Below are 20,118 nucleotides of genomic sequence, written 5' to 3' on the forward strand. Positions count from 1 at the left end.
GGACCATGGGGGCATGCGCTTCCTCGGTGACCGCCCAGCCAGCGACCTGACCTACGCCGACGTCTTCATGGTGCCGGCCCACTCCACGGTCGGCTCCCGGCTCGAGGTCGATCTGACCACGCCGGACCGGGTCGGCACGACCATCCCGGTGGTGGTCGCCAACATGACCGCGATCTCCGGACGGCGGATGGCCGAGACCGTCGCCCGCCGCGGTGGCCTCGCCGTCCTGCCGCAGGACATCCCGATCGACGTCGTCGGCGAGGTCGTCTCCTGGCTCAAGGACCGGCACCCGGTCTACGACACCCCGATCACGCTGGGGCCGACCTCCACCGTGGGCGAGGCGCTGTCGCTGCTGGGCAAGCGCGCGCACGGGATCGTCGTCGTGGTGCAGGACGGCCGGCCGGTGGGTGTGGTCACCGACGGCGCCTGCCAGGACGTCGACCGGTTCACCCAGCTGTCGGAGGTGCTGACCCCCGACCCGCTGACCGTTCCGGCCGGCACCGACCTGCCCAAGGTCTTCGACGTGCTCACCGACGCGCGCGTCAACGCCGCCCCCGTGGTGGACGGCGACCGGCTGGTCGGCGTCATCACCCGCAAGGGTGCGCTGCGCTCGGCGCTGTACACCCCCGCACTGGACGGCGCGGGCCGGCTGCTCACCGCGGCGGCGGTGGGCATCAACGGCGACGTGGCCGGCAAGGCCGGGGCGCTGCTGGACTCCGGGGTCGACGTGCTGGTCGTGGACACCGCGCACGGCCACCAGGAGAAGGCGATCGAGGCAGTGCGCGCCGTCCGTACCGTCGCCGGCCGGGGCGACCGGCAGGTGCCGGTGGTCGCCGGCAACGTGGTCACCGCCGCGGGCACCCGCGACCTGATCGAGGCCGGCGCGGACGTCGTCAAGGTCGGCGTCGGCCCCGGCGCCATGTGCACCACCCGGATGATGACCGGGGTCGGCCGGCCGCAGTTCTCCGCGGTCGAGGAGTGCGCCACGGCCGCCCGGGAGCTGGGCAAGCACGTGTGGGCCGACGGCGGCGTCCGGCACCCCCGGGACGTCGCCCTCGCGCTGGCCGCCGGCGCGGCGAACGTGATGGTCGGCTCCTGGTTCGCCGGCACCTACGAGAGCGCCGGCGACATCAACACCGACGGGTCCGGCCGGCAGTACAAGGAGAGCTTCGGAATGGCCTCGGCCCGGGCGGTCAAGGCGCGGACGTCGTCGCAGAGCAGCTTCGAGCGGGCCCGCGCCGGCATGTTCGAGGAGGGGATCAGCTCCTCGCGGATGTACCTGGACCCGGCCCGGCCCGGCGTGGAGGACCTCATCGACCAGATCGTGGCCGGGGTGCGCTCCTCGTGCACCTACGCCGGCGCGCGGACCGTCGACGAACTGCACGAGCGTGCGGTGCTGGGGGTGCAGAGCGCGGCCGGGTACGAGGAGGGCCGCCCGCTGCCGACGAGCTGGTGAGCTGATGGACCCGCTCCCGCTGCCCCGCTTCGAGGAGCTCGTCGCCGATGCCCTGGACGAGGTGCCGGCCGAGCTGATGGCGTTGCTGGACAACGTCGTCGTCCTGGTCGAGGACCGCAACCCCGACGAACCGGACCTGCTCGGGCTCTACGAGGGCTACGCGCTGACCGAGCGCGGCTGGGACTACGGCGGGGCGCTGCCGGACCGGATCATGGTCTACCGGGTGGCGATCTGCGGGATCTGCGAGGACGAGGACCAGGTGGTCGACGAGGTCACGATCACCGTCGTCCATGAGATCGCGCACCACTTCGGCATCGACGAGGAGCGGCTGCACGCCCTCGGCTGGGGCTGACCCCGCCGTCCGCCCGGCCGATGTGGCCACTTTGGCCGGGCTGGCTGCGGGTAGCGTCCGCCACGTGCCTGGGGACGACGCCACCGCCGGCGGCCTGCCGATCAAGATGCTGCACGACCGGCTGCTGGTGTCGTTGCGCCGTGAGGACGGCGACCGGCGTTCCAGCGGCGGCATCCTCATCCCCGCCACCGCCCAGGTCGCCAAGCGGCTGGTCTGGGGCGAGGCGCGGGGGGTCGGGCCCAACGTGCGGCAGGTCGCGGTCGGTGACCAGGTGCTGTTCTCCCCCGAGGACCAGCACGAGGTCGAGGTGCACGGCGAGGACCTGATCATCCTGCGCGAGCGCGACGTGCACGCCGTCGCCGCGGAGCGGATCGAGGAGTCGACGGGCCTCTACCTCTGACCAGCACGCCCGGCCCTTACCGCAGGACCCCGGAAGTGGCCTGCGGCGACACGCGGAAGACCAGCATCCCGGTCTGTGACGAACTGTTCCGTAGCCAGGGGTTGCCTTGCGTCGGTGATGCCGCACACTGGGTGACCATGACCGAGCGGCGAAGAACCGGCCGGCGCACCACGCCGTCATCCCGCCGAGCCCGTCCTGACCCGGGCGAGCCACGCGTCCGCGTCGCCGAAGGCAGCGTCCCCGACCCGGTCCTGCACCGGCTTCCCGGGCTGGTCGTCGGCCCGCGGATAGGAACCCAGGAAGCGCACCTCCGCGCACAGCCGGTGCAGCGCGGCCAGCGCGTCGCCCACCCGGCGGTCGCGGACGTGGCCCTCGCAGTCGATGGAGAACGAGTAGACGCCCAGCCGCTCCCGGGTGGGCCGCGACTCGATCCGGGTCAGGCTGATCCCCCGGACGGCGAACTCGGCCAGCAGGTCCAGCAGGGCGCCGGTGCGGTCGGGGACCACCGCGGTGATCGTGGTCTTGTCCGCGCCGGTCGGCGAGGGCAGCGGTCCGGGCCGGGCGACCAGCACGAAGCGGGTCACCGCGCCGGCGTGGTCGGCGAGGTCGGCCTCCAGCGCGGTGAGCCGGTACCGGTTCGCGGCGATCGACGCGCAGACCGCGGCGTCCCACTCCCCGGCGGCCACCCGGCGGGCGGCGTCGGCGGTGGACGCGGCGGGGACGACGTCGGCACCGGGCAGCAGGGCGGCGACCCGGCTGCGGCACTGGGCCAGCGCGTGCGGGTGGCTGGCCACGGTGCGCACGTCGGCCAGCGTCGTCCCGGGGCGGACGGCCAGCACGAAGGCGACCGCCAGGAACACCTCGCGGGTGATGACCAGCGGCTCGCCGTTGACCAGGCCGTCCATGGTCGCGGGCACCGAGCCCTCGACCGAGTTCTCCAGCGGTACGAGCGCCGCCTCGCACTCCCCGGCCCGGACGGCGGCCAGGGCGGCGGCCACGCTGGGTTCGGGCCGGCTGGCCCCCTCGGACGGGGCAGCGAGAGTGCCGAGCGCGGCTTCGGCGAAGGTACCCTCGGGCCCGAGGAAGGCGAACCTCGTCGGTGCTGTTCCTGGCATCCGGCGAGGGTAGTGCGGGCGTGCCGGGCGAGTGGCCGGGCACGGGGGGAGCTGCCACGTCACCGGCCGGGTCCGCACGTCGTGCGGCACCGGACAGCTGACTGGAGGAGCGCGTGACCCCGGGGACCGAGGCCGTCGACGAGCCACTGCTCGAGTCGGCCCGCTGGCGGCTGCTGGCCTGCAGTGACGCCGAGGGCGCGCGCGCCTTCGGCACCGAGTTCGCCCCCGTGGAGGCCGCCTTCGCGGGCACCGGACAGCCACTGTGGGACGCGTGGGGCAGCGCCTTCACCGCCCGGGCCCGCCTCTTCGACAGCGACTCCGACGGCGCGGCGGAGGCCGTCGCGGTCGCCCGCGCCGCCCTCGAGCGCTGTCCGCTGTCGGCCGAGCGGGCGCTCGTGCTCGCCTACCTCGCCCACGTCGAGGTGGCCGCCGACCGGTTCGACGCCGCGATGCACCTGGCCGTCGACGCCAGCCTGCTCGCCGACCAGGTCGGCGCCGAGGAGCCCACCCGGGCCCTGCACCAGGCCCACCACTGGCTCTCCCTCGCCCTGACCCGACTCGACCTCGAGGAGCTCGCGGCCGCCCAGTCGCTGCGGGGCTCCCAGGTGGCCCAGGCCCTGCCGGATCTCGCCGACCGTTGGCTGCTGCTCCGGCTGTGCGCCCAGCAGCACGCGGAGCTCGCCCAGACCGTGCACCGCCGCGGTGAGGAGGCCCGTTCCCGGGAGCTGGCCGAGCTGGCGTTGACCTGCGCGACGACCGCCCGCGAACTGCCCTACGAGCCCGCGGAGGGCGACGAGGACCTGCTCGCCGTCGTCACCGCCTGGGCGATGACGCTGTCCGGCCAGCTGGACGACGCACTGACCCCGCTGCGCCGCGTGCGCGGCCGGGTGGAGGCCGACGGGGGCGGCCTGTGGCTGCTCGGCTACGCCGACCTCGTGCTGGCCCGCCTGCTGTTCCGGCTGCGCGAGCGCGACGCCGACCGGGAGGCCGCCGCCGGGCACCCGCGGGCCCCCGGGGTGGCCGGCGCGCCCGGCGAGGAGGCCGCCGACCTGCTCGTCGGTGCCGCGGGCGCCTTCGCCGCCGTCGGCGACCGCCGCCGGTACCGGCAGTGCCTGCTCGAGCTCGGGCAGACCACCGCCGCGATGGGCCGCACCGCCGAGGCGCTGCACTGGCTGGAGGCCTACCGCAACGAGACGACCCGGGCGCACCTGCGCGGCCGCGAGCTGTGGGCGGAGATGTTCGTCCGGCGCAGCCGGCTGGGCGAGGCTGAGCGGCAGACCGCCGTCCTGCGCCGGCACGCCCTGGAGGACCCGCTCACCACACTGGGCAACCGGCGCAGCGCCGAGCGGCGGATGGCCGAGCTGGACTTCGACGGCGGGCCGGTGTCGCTGGCCGTCGTCGACGTCGACGGGTTCAAGGCCGTCAACGACGCGCACTCCCACCTGCACGGGGACGCCGTCCTGCGCCGGCTCGCCGAGCTGCTGCGCCAGCACAGCCGCACCGGTGACGAGGTGTACCGCTGGGCCGGCGACGAGTTCCTGGTGCTGCTGCCGGCCACCGCCGAGCCGCAGGCCGTCGTGGCCATGGAGCGGCTGCGTACCGCGGTCGCCGAGGAAGACTGGACAGCCCTGGAGATCACCGACCCGGTCACCGTCAGCATCGGGGTGGCCACCGCCGCCCCCGACGGCGCCGGCAACCCACAGCCGTGGCGGGCGCTGTTCGACCGCGCCGACCTGCACCTGTTCGGCGCCAAGCGCGGCGGGCGCAACCGGGTCCGGGCCACCTCGGCCGGGCCGTCGACCTCCCTGCCGGCCAGCCACCCATCGCCGCTGAACGCCTCGGTCGACGAGCTGGTCGCCGAGGTGCTGGGCAGCCAGGCCGCCCGCCCGCCGGGCTGGGCGTTCGACGAGAGCGAGGTCGCCTCGTGACCGGGCCCGCGAACAGGCTCGTTGCCGGGGCCGCCGCGTGACGCTGCGCACCCCGCGCGGTCCCCGGGCGCAGCGCAGCCCGGCCGGCACCCCGGGCCGCGGTCGGCATGCCGGCACCCCGGTGCGGAACTCCCCCTCGGCCACCAGGCAGAGTGCCCTCGTGCCACCCGGGGTCCTGCACCAGCAGGTGAGCTCGGCCCTGAACAACTGGCAGCTGGACACCGCCGAGGCACTGCTCGCCGACATCGACCGGTCGCTGCCGCCGCACACCGCAGCCGTCGGTGAGCTCGGCGGCGCCCCCCGCATTTCCCTGGCCCGCGCCTGGGCCGACACGCTGCGCGCCGAGCTGCTGGTCCGCCGACTACGGCTGGCCGGCTACTCGCTGCTGGGCGAGCCGCTCGTCGAGGGCGGCCCCGAGCAGGACGGCGCCCTGGACCTGCATGCCGGCGTCGCCGAACTGCACGGCGACCGGCCCGACGGCGACGAGCCACGCACCGGCGTCGACACCCGCACCGAGTCCGCGACCCACGCCGCGCTGGCCATCACCCTGGTCCGGTCGGCGCGGGCGGCCTTCGACGCCCAGGACGACGACCTCCAGCGCGCCGCCGGGCTGGTCCGGCATGCCCGCATCGAGCTGCTCTCCCGGCGGGTCGACGCCGCCATGGACGAGGCGGTCGAGGCCGCGAGCCTGCTGGGCCCAGCGCTGCCGGCGACCCCGCTGCTCGTGCACACGCTCAGCGCACTGGCCGGTGTGCTGGCCGACCTGGAGCTCATGCCGCTGGCGCTGGACTACCAGCGCCGCGCCGCCGAGACCGCGGAGACCGCGGCCCAGCAGCCGATCGGGGCGAGCTCTGGTCCGGTCGAGCGCAGCCCCCGGGCGCTGGCCGCCGACGCCGCCACCTGGCTGGCTGCCCTGTGCGCCGAGGTGGGCGAGGGCCTGCTGGACGACGGCGTCCCCGAGGCCGCCGCACCGCACTTCGCCGAGGCGCGGGACCTCGCCGTCCGGGCGCTGGGGCAGCTGACCGCCGGCGACCCGGGCGCGCTCGACGCCCAGGTCGTGCACGGCTGGGCGCTGGTCGGCCTCGGCGACCACACGGCCGCGGCCGCGCTGCTGCGCGCCGCCGTGAGCGCCGCCACCGGCCCGGCCGATCGGGCGCTGCTCGCCTCGGCGGAGCTGGGTCTGGGCCGGGCCCTGCGCCGGTCCGGTAACGGCCGCGCCGCCGACGACCACCTCGCCGCCGCGCTGGCCCTGGCCACCGAGCACGGGCTGCCCCGGGTGCGCCGGGCCGCGCTGCGCGAGTTGTGCACCCTCCACGCGGAGCTGGACGACGCCGCGCGGGCACTGCCCTACCTGCAGGCCTACCTCGCCGACGAGCTGGACCGGGTCGACGAGCGGCGCACCCGCTGGGTGGAGCTGTTCGGCCGTCGCAAGAGCCTGCTGGAGACCGAGCGGGCCGCGGGGCAGCTCCGCCGGCAGGCCTACGAGGACTCGCTGACCCACCTGCCCAACCGTCGGTACGCCGAGGCCCGGCTGGACGGCCTGCTGACCTCGGGCAAGACCCCCGCCCTGGCCGTCGTGGACATCGACCGGTTCAAGTCGATCAACGACGCGGTCGGCCATCCCGGCGGCGACGCGGTGCTGCGGGCGGTCGGGCAGCTGCTCGTCGACGGCTGCCGCGACACAGACGAGGTGTGCCGCTGGGCCGGCGACGAGTTCGTCATCCTGCTGCCCGACACCACCGCCGAGCAGGCCGAGCGGGCGATGGAGCGCATCCGCCGCTCGATCGCCGGCTACGACTGGTCCGCCCTCGGCGTCGAGGTGCCGGTCACGATCAGCGTCGGCATCGCCTCGGCCGCCCGCGGCGACGACCGGCGAACACTGTTCGCCGCGGCCGACGGCGTCCTCTACGAGGCCAAGCGCGGCGGCCGGGACCGCGTCATCCGGCTCTCCGGGATCACCCAGACCCGGGCCACAGATGCCTCCGCGACCGACGACACGGCCGTCGTCGTCGGCGAGCTGGTGACGGCGGGTAGCGACGCCGACACGGCCGTCGACGTCCCGGAGACCGCCGGAACGCCGGTTAGGGTCGGCGACGTGAGCGCCCACCCGCTGGACGACGGACCCGACGAGCGGTCGGAGGACGACCGCGCCGATGACGCCGGTGGCTTCGCCCCCCTGCTGGTCGAGCCGCCGGTCGAGGAACCGGTGCGCCGCAGCCCGCTGGACGAACTGTTCGGCCCGCCGCGCTCGGCCGGCCGGACCGTCGGCCCGGCCGTGGTTCCCCCGATCGCGCCGGTGCAGGAGCCCAGCGCCCCGGTGGCGGCGCCGGTTCCCATCCCCGCGACCGCGCCCGCAGCGATCGAGCCCGCCGCCACCCCGGGTCCCGACGTCATCTGGGGCACCGGCCGCAGCACCGAGCAGGTGCTCGCCCTGGTACGGGAGGCGCGCCGGGAGTTCCCCGACCGTCCCGCCGTCGTCGTCCGGGCCAGCGCCGAGACCCTGGTCGCCCTGGCCAGCGAGCACGACGCGTACACGACCATGGACGCCGGGGCGATGTCCGCCGCCGTCGGCCCGCTGCCCGAACCGATCGGCCGGGTCGGCGTGCTGTGCGCCAGCAGCGGCGACACCCCGATCGCGGCCGAGGCGGCCTTCGTCGCCCGGGTCACCGGCACCGAGGTCGTCCGCGTGGACGACGTCGGTGGCAGCCGGATGCGTCCGCTGCTCGCCGACCGGTCGCTGCTCACCGAGGTCGACTGCCTGCTCGTCGTCGCCGGGCTGGACGCCGCGCTGGCCAGCGTGGTCAGCGGGCTCACCGACGTGCCCATCGTCGCCGTCCCCACCTCCACCGGGCAGGGCAACGCCTTCGGCGGCTTCGGGGCGCTGCTGACGATGCTCAACTCCGCCGCGCCCGGCGTGGTGGTCAGCAACATCGACAACGGCTGGTCGGCCGGCGTCTTCGCCGCGCGCATCGCGCGGCGGACCGCGCAGCGGCAGCCCCGTCCCCCGAGTTGATCATCGGCGCGTGGCTGAGCCCTCGGGCGTGTCACGCAGCCATACGCCGATGATCAACTCGTGGTGAAGAATCAACCCATGACCATCGGCTGGCTCGACCTGTCCGCGGGGGCGAGTGGGGACATGCTGCTGGGCGCTCTGGTCGACGCAGGCGTTCCGCTCGACGTGCTCGGGGCCGCCGTCGCCGCGCTGCCGGTGGAGCCGATCACCCTGACCACCGAACAGGTGACCCGGCACGGGCTGGGCGCCACCCGGGTGCACGTGCACGCGCCGGCCAGCGACGTCCACCGCACCTGGGCCGACGTCCGGGAGCTGCTCGCCGCCGCCGCGCTGCCGACGGGGGTGCGCGACGGAGCGCTGGCGGTCTTCGAGCGGCTCGCGGTCGCCGAGGGCCGGGTGCACCGGGTGCCGGCCGACGAGGTGCACTTCCACGAGGTCGGTGCCCTGGACGCGCTCGCCGACGTGGTCGGCGTGGTGGCCGGCTTCGAGCACCTGGCCCTGGACCGGCTCACCGCCTCCCCGGTGGCGCTGGGTAGCGGCTCGGCGCGCGGGGCGCACGGCGTGGTGCCGGTCCCCGGGCCCGCGGTGCTGGAGCTGCTCGCCGGCGTGCCCGTGCTCGCCGGGCCGGTGCCCGCCGAGACGTGCACCCCCACCGGGGCCGCGCTGATCGCCGCCCGCGTGCAGGAGTGGACGACGCTGCCGCCGATGCGGGTGCAGCGGGTGGGCAGCGGCGCCGGCGGACGCGACCCGGTCGAGCTGCCGAACCTGGTGCGCCTGGTCCTGGGCGAACCAGCCGCCGCACCTTCCGACGGCCTGTTGCTGGAAGCCAACGTCGACGATCTGGACCCGCGGCTGTGGCCCGGCGTGCTCACCGACCTGCTGGCCGCCGGCGCCGCCGACGCGTGGCTGACCCCGATCCTGATGAAGAAGGGCCGCCCCGCCCACACCCTGTCGGTGCTGTGCGCCGCGCCGGCCGCCGACGCCGTCCAGGCGGTTGTGTTCGCCGCGACCTCGACGATCGGGCTGCGCGCCCAGCCGGTGCACAAGGTGGCCCTCGACCGGCGGCAGGACACCGTCGCCGTGCTCGGCGGACGGGTCGGGGTGAAGGTCGCCCGCTCCGCCGGCCGGGTGGTCAACGTCAGTGTCGAGTTCGACGACGTCGCCGCGCTGGCCGGCACGCTCGGGCTGCCGGTCAAGGAGGTCCTGCGGGGCGCGACCGCCGCCGCGCACGCCGCGCACCCCGGCGGCGTCGCCGGCCCCGTCGAGGGCATCGACTATCCTCTGGCCCGAGAAGGGGAGTAGCCCCCCGACCGCTGGTCGACATGCTGGCGCGCCCGCGCGCCCGGTCAGCGGGCCTGCGCCCCGGCGCAGGTGGGCGAGACCTTCGGCCCTGCAGTCCACCCATCGGTGCGCTGCCGGTCGGAGGCGCACGTCGCACCCGCCCGGGCGCGCGCGCGTACAGAGAAGAGCCCCCCGTGGTCGTGTCGGTCGTGCTGGCCGCCTTCGTGCTGATCCTGCCGGTCGAGCTGCCGGACAAGACGTTGTTCGCCACCCTCCTGCTGGCGACCCGCTTCGCTCCGCTGCCGGTGTCCGTCGGCGTCGGTCTGGCCTTCGGACTGCAGGTGGCCATCGCGGTCACCGCCGGCAGCCTGCTGTCCCTGCTGCCCGACGCCCTGGTCAGCGGGGTGGTGGCGCTGCTGTTCCTGACCGGCGCGGTGCTGCTCTGGCGAGAGTCCCGCAAGGGCGCTGAGGACGACGAGGCGGTCGCCCAGGCCCGCGAGGAGACCTCGTTCCTGCGGGCGGCCGCAATCTCCTTCGGCGTGCTGTTCGCCGCCGAGTGGGGCGACCTCTCCCAGCTGGCCACCGCCGGGCTCGCGGCCCGCTACGCCGAGCCGGTGTCGGTCTTCGTCGGCGCCTGGGCGGCGCTACTGGTCATCTCCGGGCTGGCCGCGTTCCTCGGCCGCGCGCTCGCCGACCGGCTGCCGGTCGCGCTGCTGCACCGCGTCGCGGCGGGCCTGTTCCTGGTCTTCGCCGTGGTCGCCGTGATGGAGACCATCCGCACGCTGGCCGGCTGACCCCTCCCCCGAGGGGGTGGAACGCCGAACCGGAACTCAAGGGGAGCGGCCCAGTCGCCGTTGCTCCCCGTGCCGGTCGACGCCCGATCCGGCACCGACGAGGGGAAGCCGACGTGCCAGCGCTGCCGCACAGCGAGGTCCAGGCGCCGATGGCGCACGGGTCCGTCCTCGCGCGCCGGAGCCGCCGCGCCGACCGGGTCCCGACCGACCCGCAGACCGACGTCCGGGCGCGGCGGGAGAGCGAGGTGCTGGCCGCCTTCGCGCTGCTCGACGCCCCGGCCGATACGGAACTCGACGCGGTCGCCCGCATCGCCGCCGCACTGACCGGCGCCCCGTACGCGCAGATCAACATCCTGGACGCCGCACGGCAGTGCTCGCTGGCGGCCCACGGTGCGCCGGCCGGCGAACGGTCCCGGAAGGACTCGATCTGTGCCCGCACGTACACCGATCCCGCCGTGTTCTGGTCCCCGGACCTCGCTGCCGATCCCCGGTTCCACGACCACCCTGCCGTCGACGGGCGCCGGGGCCGCGCGCGCTTCTACGCGAGTGCGTCCCTGCGACTGGACGGCGTCGCGATCGGCACGATCTGCGTCTACGACACGACACCGTGCACCGGCCCCGCCGCCGACGGTCCCGACCGGCTCGCCGACCTCGCCACCGTCGTCGTCGGTCTCCTCGAACGCCGACGGTGCGCGCGGCTGGCCGTCGAGCTCGCCGCCTCCGCCGAGGCCGCCCGAGCCGAGCTCGCCGTCGTACACGAGGAACTGGGCGCGGCCCGGGCCTTCGACACCGCACTGCTGGATGCGCTGCCGGTGGGCGTGGTGGCCGCGGACGCCGACGGCCGGATCTCGGTCCGCAACGAGACCGTCCGCCGCTGGAACGGCCCCGACCACGACCCGGGTCCGACCTCGGAGGACGCGGCCGACGGCCGCACCCCGCTCGCCGTGGAGGAAGGTCTCCTCACCCGGCTGTTCCAGAAGGGGCGGCTGCACGACGTCGAGGTCACCATGGCCGCGGCCGGACGCCCGGCCCGGATCGTCTCCTGCTCCGGCCAGCAGGTGCGTGACACCTCCGGGCGCCGGCTCGGTGCGGTCATCACCATGGCCGACGTCACCGGACAACGCGAACTCGAGAACCGGCTGCGCGCTGCCGCGCTGCACGACCCGTTGACCGGGCTGCCCAACCGCAGCCTGCTGGTCGACCGGCTCGAGCTCGCACTGGCCACCAGGGCACGCAGCGGAGGCCCACTCGCCGTCCTCTACTGCGACCTGGACCGGTTCAAGGCGGTCAACGACAACTGGGGACACACCGCCGGCGACGTCGTGCTCATCGAGACCGCCGCGCGGCTGGTCGCCGCGGTACGTCCGGGCGACACGGTGGCCAGGATCGGCGGGGACGAGTTCGTCGTCCTCTGCCCGGGTCTCGACGTGACGGGGACCGCCGACGCGGTCCGCGCGCGGGTCACCGCGGCACTGGCCGAGCCACTGCGCTCGGGCCCCGGCCAGCTGCACACGGTCGGCATCAGCATCGGCCTCGCGTTCGCCGGGGCCGGCTCGACGGCGGAGACCCTGCTGACCGCCGCCGACGAGGCGATGTATCAGGTCAACGGGGTCCGGCGTGGCCGCGCCTGACGGCCGAGCCCGTGGACGGCAACCGACCCCCGGTCGGTCGGAAGGAAGTACGGCCATGGACCCCACCGGGCTGGTCGAACCGCAGGACGTGACTGTCGTGACGGCCGCGGTCGTCGCCGCTCAACACCAGTTCGCGTCGCGGCTGCGCCGCCGGACCATGCCCGACCCGCTGACCGGTCTGCCGGTGCGCAGCCTGCTCGTCGAGCGCCTGGAGCTATTCCTCGCACAGAAGCGGCCGGCCGGCTGGTCACCGCCGTCCGGCAGGGCGACCTCGTCGCGCGCATCGGCAGCCAGACCTTCGTGCTGCTGTGCCCCGGCATCACCGTGGTGGACGACGCGGGTGCCATCGCCGCGCGCGTGGCCGCCGCCTTCGAGACCCCGCTGCGCCCGTCGCCGGACGTCCTCGCCCCGGTGCGCGTCAGCGTGGGCATCGCCGTGTCCGGGCGGGACTCCACCCCCGAAACGCTGCTGGCCGCCGCCGACCGGGCGATGGCCGAGGTACGGCTGGAACGGCAGGGCAGCGGCCGGCTGGCCTGAGCCCCGCCGCCGCATGAGGCATAGGAAGCCTTCTACCCGGTTTCCGCGCCAGGACCGGGTGAAGAGCTTCCTATGCCTACTCAGTGCCTACTCAGCGCAGCGTCGGGATCCAGCGGGCCAGCGCCTGGCCGATCTCGTCGGGGGCGTCCTCGGGCACGAAGTGCGAACCCGGCACGGTGACCTCGGTCAGCGCCGGCCAGCGGCGGACGACCTCCCGCTGCCGGCCGACCAGAATCGACCCCGGCTCGGCGTTGATGAACAGCTTGGGCACCTCGCTGCCGGCCAGCCAGCGGCCGTAGTGGTCGACGACGTCGTGCACGTCCGGTGGCAGGTTCTCGATCGGGATCTGCCGCGGCCACTCCAGCGTCGGCCACCGGTCGGTCCGCTCGTGGAACGGCGCCCGGTAATGGTCGTGCGCCTCGGGCGTCAGTCCGCGGAGCACCGAGGCCGGCAGGATCCGTTCCACGAAGACGTTCTTGTCCAGCACCATCTGCTCACCCGCCGACGAGCGCATGCCCTGGAACACCTTCGTCGCGTCGGCCGGCCAGTCCGCCCAGGTGACCGGGGTGACGATCGCCTCGGTGAAGGCGATGCCACGGACGCCGTCCGGATGCCGCGAGGCCCAGTCGAAGCCGAGCCCCGAGCCCCAGTCGTGCAGCACCAGGGTGACCCGATCGGTGGCCTCGACCGCGGTGAGGAACTCGGCGAGGAAGCGGGCGTGGGTGGCGAAGGAGTAGGTGCCCGGCCCCGGGTCAGGGAGCTTGCTGGACTCCCCCATGCCGATCAGGTCCGGGGCGATGCAGCGGCCCAGGTGCCGCACGTGCGGGAGAACGTTGCGCCACAGGTAGGACGACGTCGGGTTGCCGTGAAGGAAGACGATCGGGTCTCCCTCCCCGACGTCGACGTAGGCCATCTCCTGCTCCCCGATGCGGATCCTGGAGCGGGGGAACGGGTCGGCGGCGGGCACGGGCGGGCGGACGTCGTCGGGCATCCCCCGATGCTGTCAGCGTGGCGCGCAACTCGCCCCCCGGGGAATGAGCTTGACCCTGACGCGACGTCAGGCTGTTCCGTGGACCCGTCGACGAGGGAGGAGGAGCGATGAGCTGGACGGTGGGAGAGCTGGCCCGGCTGGCCGGGATCACGGTGCGCACGCTGCACCACTACGACCGGATCGGCCTGGTCGGGCCCGGCGACCGCACGGCGGCGGGTTACCGCAGCTACGGCGTGCGCGACCTGGACCGGCTGCAGCGGCGGAAGGACCCGCCTGCCCCCTACACCTCGCAGGCTCGGCGCGGGCCCCTGCAGACGGGCCTGGTGACATGCTGGAGCGGCCTCGTCCCGGGTCCCGCCGCGAGCCTGCGAGCAGTGGGGAGGACGAGGTCCTTCAGGCACCGAGGCGATGGTCGCGGCCGTCGAGAAGGAGATGGAGGCACGGCAGATGGGGATCTCACTGACCCCGGAGGAACGGTTCGAGGTCTTCGGGGAGAACTGGGTGGACGAGCACGAGGCCTACGAGCGGTGGGGCGAGACCGAGGCGTGGGCACAGTCCCAGCGCCGGACCGCCACGTATGACAAGCAGGCCTGGCTGGCGATCAAGGCCGACGCCGACGACGTCGAGCGGCGACTCACCGCGGCACTGGCGGACGGCGTCCCCGCGGCGTCGGAGCAGGCGATGGACCTGGCCGAGGAGCACCGGGCGCACATCGGCCGGTACTTCTACGACTGCTCACCGGAGATGCACGCCGGGCTGGGCCGGATGTACCTCGAGGACGAGCGGTTCACCGCCCACTACGAGCGGATCGCGCCGGGGCTCGCGCAGTACGTGAGCACCGCCCAGGCGAACGCCGTGCGCCTGTCCGGCTGACCCACCCCTGGGGGCCAAAATGGCCATTTTGGCCCCCAGGGGCCGGAGGGCGAGCGACATCACGCCCCCCGGACGTCTCCTGGAAGGCTGCGGACCGCATCCTGGCGGGGTGGGACGGGTCATCGGGCTGTTGCAGCAGCCATGGATACAGCGGGGGGTCCGGTCGGCCCTGGCGGCCGGACTGGCGTGGCAGGTGGCTGTGCTGCTGCCCCCACTGCTGTCCGACTACGCCTACTACGCCCCGCTCGGCGCGGTGATCGCCGTCCACCCGACCGTCGCGGACTCGGCCAACGCCGCCTGGCGGTCGGTCCTCGCGATCCTGCTCGGTTTCGCGCTCGCGTACGGCGTGTACGAGCTGACCCGGGCGGTGCCCAACGCCCTCACCATCGCACTGATCGTTGCGCTGGCCGTCTGCGTGGAGCGCTGGTTGCGGATCCTCCGGGAGCAGGCCAGCTGGGTCAGCTTCGCCGCGGTGCTGATGATCACCGTCGGCGCCGGCGAGCCGGGGCCCTATGTGCTGCGCTACGCCGGGCTCACGCTGCTCGGAGCGGCGATCGGTGTGCTGGTGACCACCGTGCTGTTCCCGCCGATGCAGCTGACCACGGCGGTGCGGGCGATCGCCCGGACCCGCGACCGGCTGGCCGTCCACCTGGAATCCATCGCGGCTGCGCTGCGCAACGGCGAGGTGCCCGCAGCCGGCGACTGGGCCGAGCGCGGCCGGCAGCTGGACCGGTCGCTGGACCAGATGCGCGCGGCCGAGACGCTCGTGGAGCGGGCCCGCCGGGCGAACCCGCGGGCGCACCGCTGGCAGGGCACCGCCGGCAGCATCCGGGGCAGTCCCGCGCGCTGGACCGGATCGCCGTCCTGGTCGACGACCTGACGACGCTGGTGGTGGAGTTCCAGCCGCACCGGCGCGGGCTGGACCGGGTGGACGACGGCACCGGCTGGGTGCTCGCCGACGCCCTGGATGGTCTGGCCCGGGTGGTGCGCATTCCGTACCACGCCACGGACGACGCCCCCGACGACCGGGACGCCGCGATCGCCGACGCGCTCTCCGCGCGCACCCGGCTGACGACCCTGCTGCGCGCCTCCGAGGTCGCCGACGACGAGGGCTTCTTCGCCCTGGGCGCGGTCGCCGTCGGGATGCACCGTTCGCTGGAGGCCTTGGAGGCGTGGGTGCGGTTCCCCCAGTCCGCCTGACCCGCTCCGAACTCCGGCCAGAGTGGCCACTGTGGCCACCCGAGTGGTCAGACGCGGATGAGCAGCTCGCCGTGCAGCATCCCCAGCCAACCGTCGTCGGCGGCCGCCCAGCGCAGCCAGGCTGCGGCGACGTCGTCCAGCTCGGCCGGCGTTGCCAGGCCGTACGCGACTGCCTGCTCCGCGAACGCCGACCCGGTCGCCCGGCCGGCCCAGGAGTTCCCCCACCACGAGCGTTCCCCGGGCGTGGCGAAGCACCAGGCCGTCGTCGTCGCCACCGTGTCCCGCAGCCCGGCCGCGTGCGCCCAGGACAGCAGCCGGCGGCCGGCGTCGGGCTCGGCGTCGTTGCGACGGGCCACCCGCCGGTAGAGGTCCAGCCAGGAGTCCAGGCCGGGATCGGCCGGGAACCAGGTGGTCACGGCGTAATCGACGTCGCGGACGGCGATCACCCCGCCGGGCCGGCTGACCCGCGCCATCTCGCGCAGCGCGGCCACCGGATCGGTGAGGTGCTGCAGCACCTGGTGGGCGTGCACGACGTCGTAGGAGTCGTCGTCAGCCGCCAGCGCGTAGACGTCGCCGACCGCGAACGTCACCTCGACCTGGGAGCGGGCGGCCAGGGCGCGGGCCTCGTCCAGCGGCGCCGCCGACACGTCCAGTCCGACGACCCGGCCGGGGCCTACCCGCCGGGCGAGGTCGACGGTGATCGTGCCGGGCCCGCAGCCGACATCCAGCAGGTCCTGCCCGGGCCGCAGCGACGGAAGCAGGTACCCCGCGGAGTTTTCCGCCGTCCGCCAGCGGTGCGACTGCAGGACGGAGTCGGCGTGCCCGTGGGTGTACTTGTCCATGTCCGTCAACTCTCGGCCGCGAGCACCGACGACGCCACCGGCACCGCCAGCGCCCGGTCGGCGGGCACCAGGCCGATCCGGGTGCGCCGGTCCAGCAGGTCGGCGACCGTCCGCACCCCCTCCGCCCGGACGGCGAAGCGCAGCTCTCCCACCGTCTCCGGCCGCCCCTCGACCACCGGGTCGGACCCCAGCGCGGCGACCAGCGGCGCCTCGGTGCCGTACCGGGCGACCAGCCGGCCGGGCGCGTCGACCCGGCCCAGCGCCAGCGGCGGCGCGGCGCCCACCAGCGGCAGCCGCGCGGTCGGGGACCGGCGGGCGCCCCGGCCGTACCAGGCCACGACCTCGTCCACCGCACCGGAGGCCATCGCGCGGTAGGCGGTCAGCTTGCCGCCGACCACGGTGAGGACCGATGCGTCCCAGCTCAGCAGGTGCCGCTGGGCCAGGTCCGCGGTCGCATCACCGGGCCGGCGCCGGCGGAGGCGGAGACGGAGAGCACCAGCGGCCGCAGCCCGGCGTAGGCCCCGACCAGGTCGCCCCGGCCGATCGGCACCGCCAGCACCTGGTTGACCGTGGCCAGCAACTGGTCGACCTCGGCGTCGCTGGGCACCGGGTCATCCTCGAGCACCGGCTCCGACACCGGCTCGTCGGTGATGCCCAGGTACACCAGCCCGCCGGGCTGGGGCAGCGCGAAGACGTAGCGGGAACGCGACCCCGGCAGCGGCACGGTCAGCGCCGCGGACGGCGACCCGAGCACGGCGGCCGGCAGACCAGGTGCGACCCACGCGAGGGCACCAGCCGGATGCCCGGCGCCAACCGCTGCGCCCACACCCCGGCCGCGTTGACCACCGCCCCGGCCCGGACCACGGCGCAAGAACCGTCGTCCACCGACAGCTGCACCACCGGCCCGTCGACGCCGGTGACCGTCACCCCGGTCAGCACCCGGGCGCCGAACGCGGCGGCGGCGCCCAGCGCGATCACCAGCCGGGCGTCGTCGGTGAGCTGCCCGTCCCAGAAGACGACGCCACCGCGCCCCGGGCGCAGGCCGGGCGCCATCCGCGCGGCCTCGGACGCCGAGACGCGGCCCGTGCCTGGCAGCGAGCGCCGCCCGCCGGGCACCGACCGCCGAACGGCGTCCCCGAGCCGCCCGCCCAGCCCGGACAGCGCGCTCACGTCCCGGCCGGCCTCGTCGGGCACCAGGAAGGGCAACGGCCTCGCCAGGTGCGGTGCCGTCGTCCCCATGAGGACGGCGCGCTCCCGGGCGCTCTCCCCGGGCCAGGCCGGACTTGCCGGAGGCGAGGTACCGCAGCCCGCCGTGCACCAGCTTCGGCGACGTGCCGTCCTCGCTGGTCACGGTCGGCCCGGGCATGCGCGGCCCGGCGCTGGAAGGCGCTCGCCCCCGAGGGCCTGACCCTGGGCACCTGCCGCAGAGCTGGCAGTTCGCCACCCTCGGCGGCTACGCGGCAACCCGCTCGGCAGGGCAGTCCTCCACCGGCGTCGGGCGGTTCGACGACCCGGTCGCCGGGCTCACCCTGGCCACCCCGACCGGCGTCCTGGAACTGGGGAAGCCTCCCGCGTCGGCCGCCGGACCCGATCTGCTCGACCTGGCGCTGGGGTCGGAGGGCGCGCTGGGCATCATCACCGAGCTCCGGCTGCGGGTGCGCCCGACGTCGCGGACGACGACCTACGAGGGCTGGTCCTTCCGCAGCTGGGCCGCGGAGCTCGCCGGGCTGCAGCGGCTCGCGCGGCACGACCTGCTGCCCGACGTCGTCCGGCTGTCGGACCCCGACGAGACCCGGGCGACGCTGCTGCAGTCCACCGGCGCGGGGTCGCGGCTGCTGCGGGCGAGCCTGCGCGGGCGCCGGCACGGGCAGGGATGCCTGCTGGTGGTCGGCTGGGAGGGGCTACCGACGATCGCACGGGCCCGTCAGCGCGCCGCGACCTCGGTGCTCAGGGACGGCGGCGCCATCCGGCTGGGCAGCCGGGTAGGCGCGGCCTGGGTGGAGCACCGCTTCGCCGCGCCGTACCTGCGCGACCGGCTGCTGGACGCCGGCCTGCTGGTGGAGACGCTGGAGACCGCCGCGACCTGGACGGCGCTGCCCCGGGTGTACGCCGTCCGCCGCGCGCTGCACGAGTCGCTGGCCCGCCCGGGCCGCCGTCCGCTGGTGATGCCGCACCTCTCGCACGGCTATCCCACCGGTGCCTCGCTGCACGTCACCGTGCTCGCCGACCGGGACGACGACCTGCCCATGCAGCGGTGGCTGACCGCTAAGCGGGCCGTCAGGGCATCTGCAACCCGGGGGTGCTGCTCCCGGACTGAGCCCCGAGAGGCACGACACTCCTTCGGGCGTTTCACGGTAGCCCAGGCGGGCACCGGACGAGGCATGCCTTCCCTCGATCCCGGACGCGCCGGAGCGTCGAGCTCGATCACCCTGGTGGAGGACGCCCCGGTGCGGCACCTGCGGTTCACCGGCGACATCGGCAGGGACGTCGTCCGCGAGTTCCGACTCTCCGTCCGTCCCGCCTCCTGGCCGTCCCGGGTCGACCTGAGCGGGGTCCACTCGATGGACTCCGCGGGCCTGGAGCTGCTTCTGCACCTGGCCCGCAAGCAGAAGCGGTTCGGCGGTGAGCTGGAGGTCGTCGAGCCCCCCGCGCCGCTGCGCCGGCTGATGGAGCAGAGCGGGCTGACCCGGGTCTCGCACTGGGTGATCGCCGACGCCGACGCGCCGGCGTTCCCTTCGGAGCCCTCCCCCGCCGCCACCGCCTGAGTTCGGTACACCGACGGCCCGCCGTCGCGGCAGGGGCCGGGGCGGTCGACGCCGGGATGGTCGCCGTCTTGGAGGGCCTGCTCAGCGACTCTCCCGAGGTCGCCCCCTCGGCGGACGAGCAGCGACGGAGCACCGCCAGCTGGGCACGCTCGGCGTCGAGCTGGCCCTCAGCCAGGACCTCGCGCGTGGCGTGCGCCATGCCGAGCGCGCCGTCGCGCTGTCCGCCGGCTGGGCGATCCGGAGCTGCTCGGCCGCACGTTGAACAACTGCGGCATCGCGGCGTGGGGCCGTCCCGGCGCGGCCGAACTCGGGGCCACCGACGAGGCGCCAGGCACTGTCCGGGCACGGGCTGCCCCGCCGCACCGAGTTCTTCGCGTGGCTGCGCGGCGATACGGCGTCCGCGGGACAGCTGACCGATGAGTCCTACGAGCTCTTCCGGGTGGTCGCCCCGCACGCGCGGCACCCCTGGCTGCGGCGGAGGCCGGGAACACCGCCGAGGCGGTGCGCTGGTGGCACGCCGCCCGGGCGCAGGGCCCGGCGGTCGGCTCTCCGCAGCAGGTGGCGATGGCGCTGGCGCACCTGCAGCGCGTCGAGGGCCGCAGCGCCTAGAGCGTGTCTGCTAACTGCGGACGCGGTGATGGATGATCATGCAGCCGAGGAGGACACCGCCGAGGTAGGTGGTGGCGTATTTGTCGTAGCGGGTGGCGATAGCGCGCCACTGCTTGAGCCGGCCGAACCCGCGTTCGACGGTGTTGCGGTCCTTGTAGAGCTCGGCATCGCAGGCCGGTGGTCGCCCACCGGCCGAGCCCTTGGCCTTGCGGCGTGCGATCTGGTCGCTGCGTTCGGGAATCGTGTGAGCGATCTTCTTCGCCCGCAGGTGCGCCCGCGTACTGGGATGGGAGTACGCCTTGTCCGCCAGCAGCCGGAACGCGCCGGTGTC

20 protein-coding genes and 1 pseudogene are annotated in these 20,118 nt (G+C 75.1%); 14 read left to right on the forward strand and 7 right to left on the reverse strand.

The features are described 5' to 3' along the window. Positions 1–13: 13 nt before the first annotated feature. From BLW04_RS19235 to BLW04_RS19245, 3 genes are all read left to right on the forward strand, one after another. A complete protein-coding gene (locus BLW04_RS19235; RefSeq protein ID WP_091545914.1) occupies positions 14–1,456 on the forward strand; it encodes a GuaB1 family IMP dehydrogenase-related protein in 1,443 nt (480 codons plus the stop codon). A gap of 4 nt (positions 1,457–1,460) precedes the next feature. Next, positions 1,461–1,808 carry a metallopeptidase family protein gene (locus BLW04_RS19240; RefSeq protein WP_091545918.1) on the forward strand — a complete coding sequence of 116 codons (348 nt, stop codon included), beginning with the start codon at positions 1,461–1,463 and terminating at the stop codon, positions 1,806–1,808. 64 nt (positions 1,809–1,872) lie between these two features. Continuing rightward, a complete protein-coding gene (locus tag BLW04_RS19245; RefSeq protein ID WP_254781789.1) occupies positions 1,873–2,208 on the forward strand; it encodes a GroES family chaperonin in 336 nt (111 codons plus the stop codon). 176 nt (positions 2,209–2,384) lie between these two features. Here the strand turns inward: BLW04_RS19245 and pheA are convergent, their stop codons facing one another. Next, the gene (gene pheA / locus BLW04_RS19250; RefSeq protein WP_091545921.1) at positions 2,385–3,323 is read right to left on the reverse strand and encodes a prephenate dehydratase; all 939 of its coding nucleotides are present in this window, start codon (positions 3,321–3,323) and stop codon (positions 2,385–2,387) included. Positions 3,324–3,436: 113 nt separating this feature from the next. On the opposite strand from pheA, the gene BLW04_RS19255 reads away from it, so the two are divergent. The 6 genes from BLW04_RS19255 (at position 3,437) to BLW04_RS19280 (ending at position 12,507) form a co-directional block, all read left to right on the forward strand. Next, positions 3,437–5,251 carry a GGDEF domain-containing protein gene (locus BLW04_RS19255; protein ID WP_091545924.1) on the forward strand — a complete coding sequence of 605 codons (1,815 nt, stop codon included), beginning with the start codon at positions 3,437–3,439 and terminating at the stop codon, positions 5,249–5,251. A gap of 160 nt (positions 5,252–5,411) precedes the next feature. Continuing rightward, on the forward strand, positions 5,412–8,264 hold the full coding sequence (locus BLW04_RS19260; protein WP_254781790.1) for a diguanylate cyclase domain-containing protein: 2,853 nt from the start codon (positions 5,412–5,414) through the stop codon (positions 8,262–8,264). Between the two features lie 78 nt (positions 8,265–8,342). Continuing rightward, entirely contained in the window at positions 8,343–9,566 is a 1,224-nt protein-coding gene (gene larC / locus BLW04_RS19265) for a nickel pincer cofactor biosynthesis protein LarC (RefSeq protein WP_091545928.1), read from the forward strand. Positions 9,567–9,739: 173 nt separating this feature from the next. After that, positions 9,740–10,339, forward strand: a complete 600-nt coding sequence (locus BLW04_RS19270; RefSeq protein ID WP_091545932.1) for a TMEM165/GDT1 family protein — start codon at positions 9,740–9,742, stop codon at positions 10,337–10,339. Between the two features lie 113 nt (positions 10,340–10,452). After that, the gene (locus tag BLW04_RS19275; protein ID WP_091545936.1) at positions 10,453–11,970 is read left to right on the forward strand and encodes a sensor domain-containing diguanylate cyclase; all 1,518 of its coding nucleotides are present in this window, start codon (positions 10,453–10,455) and stop codon (positions 11,968–11,970) included. Positions 11,971–12,186: 216 nt separating this feature from the next. After that, positions 12,187–12,507 carry a diguanylate cyclase domain-containing protein gene (locus tag BLW04_RS19280; protein WP_091545939.1) on the forward strand — a complete coding sequence of 107 codons (321 nt, stop codon included), beginning with the start codon at positions 12,187–12,189 and terminating at the stop codon, positions 12,505–12,507. 91 nt (positions 12,508–12,598) lie between these two features. Here BLW04_RS19280 and BLW04_RS19285 read toward each other — a convergent pair whose 3' ends face one another. Beyond that, the gene (locus BLW04_RS19285) at positions 12,599–13,498 is read right to left on the reverse strand and encodes a haloalkane dehalogenase (protein ID WP_091545943.1); all 900 of its coding nucleotides are present in this window, start codon (positions 13,496–13,498) and stop codon (positions 12,599–12,601) included. Positions 13,499–13,605: 107 nt separating this feature from the next. Between BLW04_RS19285 and BLW04_RS28685 the strand changes: the two are divergent. From BLW04_RS28685 to BLW04_RS19305, 4 genes and pseudogenes are all read left to right on the forward strand, one after another. Beyond that, positions 13,606–13,698: pseudogene (locus BLW04_RS28685) on the forward strand (MerR family DNA-binding transcriptional regulator); the annotation flags it as partial. 232 nt (positions 13,699–13,930) lie between these two features. Then, positions 13,931–14,371 (forward strand): TipAS antibiotic-recognition domain-containing protein, encoded by a 441-nt coding sequence (locus tag BLW04_RS19295; protein WP_254781791.1) that lies wholly within the window; start codon positions 13,931–13,933, stop codon positions 14,369–14,371. 109 nt (positions 14,372–14,480) lie between these two features. Beyond that, positions 14,481–15,251 carry an FUSC family protein gene (locus BLW04_RS19300; RefSeq protein ID WP_175484147.1) on the forward strand — a complete coding sequence of 257 codons (771 nt, stop codon included), beginning with the start codon at positions 14,481–14,483 and terminating at the stop codon, positions 15,249–15,251. Between the two features lie 11 nt (positions 15,252–15,262). After that, positions 15,263–15,571, forward strand: coding sequence for a hypothetical protein (locus tag BLW04_RS19305; RefSeq protein ID WP_139306917.1), 309 nt, complete (start codon positions 15,263–15,265; stop codon positions 15,569–15,571). 47 nt (positions 15,572–15,618) lie between these two features. On the opposite strand, the gene BLW04_RS19310 is transcribed toward BLW04_RS19305, so the two are convergent. From BLW04_RS19310 to BLW04_RS28700, 4 genes are read right to left on the reverse strand one after another with little or no spacing between them, the layout of a single operon-like run. Then, positions 15,619–16,413 carry a methyltransferase domain-containing protein gene (locus BLW04_RS19310; RefSeq protein WP_091545958.1) on the reverse strand — a complete coding sequence of 265 codons (795 nt, stop codon included), beginning with the start codon at positions 16,411–16,413 and terminating at the stop codon, positions 15,619–15,621. A 5-nt stretch (positions 16,414–16,418) separates the two neighbouring features. Beyond that, positions 16,419–16,811, reverse strand: coding sequence for a glycerol-3-phosphate dehydrogenase C-terminal domain-containing protein (locus BLW04_RS28690; protein ID WP_254781792.1), 393 nt, complete (start codon positions 16,809–16,811; stop codon positions 16,419–16,421). A gap of 23 nt (positions 16,812–16,834) precedes the next feature. Continuing rightward, positions 16,835–17,167, reverse strand: coding sequence for an FAD-dependent oxidoreductase (locus tag BLW04_RS28695; RefSeq protein ID WP_254781793.1), 333 nt, complete (start codon positions 17,165–17,167; stop codon positions 16,835–16,837). Next, on the reverse strand, positions 17,140–17,652 hold the full coding sequence (locus tag BLW04_RS28700) for an FAD-dependent oxidoreductase (protein WP_254781794.1): 513 nt from the start codon (positions 17,650–17,652) through the stop codon (positions 17,140–17,142). The genes BLW04_RS28695 and BLW04_RS28700 overlap by 28 nt, the downstream gene beginning before the upstream one ends. Before the next feature lie 92 nt (positions 17,653–17,744). On the opposite strand from BLW04_RS28700, the gene BLW04_RS26940 reads away from it, so the two are divergent. Next, complete coding sequence (locus BLW04_RS26940) at positions 17,745–19,178, forward strand: STAS domain-containing protein (RefSeq protein ID WP_254781795.1); 1,434 nt, start codon at positions 17,745–17,747, stop codon at positions 19,176–19,178. 619 nt (positions 19,179–19,797) lie between these two features. Here BLW04_RS26940 and BLW04_RS19325 read toward each other — a convergent pair. Next, positions 19,798–20,118, reverse strand: a 321-nt coding sequence (locus tag BLW04_RS19325; protein ID WP_139306795.1) for a transposase, incomplete at its 5' end; no start/stop codon positions are given.

The sequence above is a fragment of the Modestobacter sp. DSM 44400 genome, from assembly GCF_900107175.1.
Taxonomy (GTDB): Bacteria; Actinomycetota; Actinomycetes; order Mycobacteriales; family Geodermatophilaceae; genus Modestobacter.

Coding starts and splice junctions, on each gene's coding strand:
- BLW04_RS19235 (WP_091545914.1), top strand. CDS start 14: ATGCGCTTCCTCGGTGACCGCCCAGCCAGCGACCTGACCTACGCCGAC.
- BLW04_RS19240 (WP_091545918.1), top strand. CDS start 1,461: ATGGACCCGCTCCCGCTGCCCCGCTTCGAGGAGCTCGTCGCCGATGCC.
- pheA (WP_091545921.1), bottom strand. CDS start 3,323: ATGCCAGGAACAGCACCGACGAGGTTCGCCTTCCTCGGGCCCGAGGGT.
- larC (WP_091545928.1), top strand. CDS start 8,343: ATGACCATCGGCTGGCTCGACCTGTCCGCGGGGGCGAGTGGGGACATG.
- BLW04_RS19285 (WP_091545943.1), bottom strand. CDS start 13,498: ATGCCCGACGACGTCCGCCCGCCCGTGCCCGCCGCCGACCCGTTCCCC.
- BLW04_RS19295 (WP_254781791.1), top strand. CDS start 13,931: ATGGAGGCACGGCAGATGGGGATCTCACTGACCCCGGAGGAACGGTTC.
- BLW04_RS19310 (WP_091545958.1), bottom strand. CDS start 16,413: ATGGACAAGTACACCCACGGGCACGCCGACTCCGTCCTGCAGTCGCAC.
- BLW04_RS28700 (WP_254781794.1), bottom strand. CDS start 17,652: ATGGGGACGACGGCACCGCACCTGGCGAGGCCGTTGCCCTTCCTGGTG.